The following is a 759-nucleotide window of genomic DNA, read 5'->3' on the forward strand; positions in this document are numbered from 1 at the left end:
AATGACCTCAGACGCGAAGTGCCGCCCTTTGAACCCGCCGTCCCGCCCCACCGCTATCACCCGTCCGCCGCTGCTCACAGCCTTCTACCCCAACGCGGCGCCTCCTGGCGCATTGCAACAGAACCCCGTAGCGCTCTCGATGCCGGCATCATTTGCTGCGCATCCGGGGGCACGTGGCATGACAAGGTGCCCCCCGGATGCCTCTCACACGCGGACGAGTCTGCGCATGACGCCGCGAACGGTGCGGCTGCTAACTGATGTTGAATTTCGGCTGCGGATTGGGACCCCATGTATAAAGGCCCCAGTGAGGACCCCAGGGACCTTCGTTTGTCTTCCACGGCTCGTCGAACATTTCAAACCAGTAGGTCTCAAAGATCAATCCGGTCCTACCCTTTCCAGAGACCCATTCCTTTGTCACTCCGTAGTTGATCCTTTCATTCTCGACGGTGGTCGGCTTATGGCCTGCATCACCGCCGTCGCTCGGCCAGCCAATTTCGGCAATTACAACCTCCTTGCCCATGGCTTGCGCCTGCTTGAGACCATTGTCCCAGGACCAATCCATACTAGCTTTGATGTCGGCTGGTGCACTGCCGCCATACCAAGGGTAGACCGTAAGAAGCACTTTGTTCTCGCAATTTCTGACGACTGACCCCCACTTAGCGGCACTTTCCGAGCCTGGCTTTACAGTCCGTTTGAGAAAGGTCAGTCATGGGCGATCCGGCGTAAAAGCAGGCTTCCCATGGCGACATGGATCATGGC

General features: G+C 58.2%; 1 protein-coding gene. It reads right to left on the bottom strand.

What is annotated here, in order from left to right; genetic code table 11:
- Positions 1-250 precede the first annotated feature (250 nt).
- On the bottom strand, positions 251-622 hold the full coding sequence (locus GSQ92_RS11900; RefSeq protein ID WP_159013498.1) for a glycosyl hydrolase family 17 protein: 372 nt from the start codon (positions 620-622) through the stop codon (positions 251-253).
- Positions 623-759: the final 137 nt, after the last annotated feature.

This window comes from Acidisoma sp. S159, from assembly GCF_009766125.1.
GTDB lineage: Bacteria > Pseudomonadota > Alphaproteobacteria > Acetobacterales > Acetobacteraceae > Acidisoma.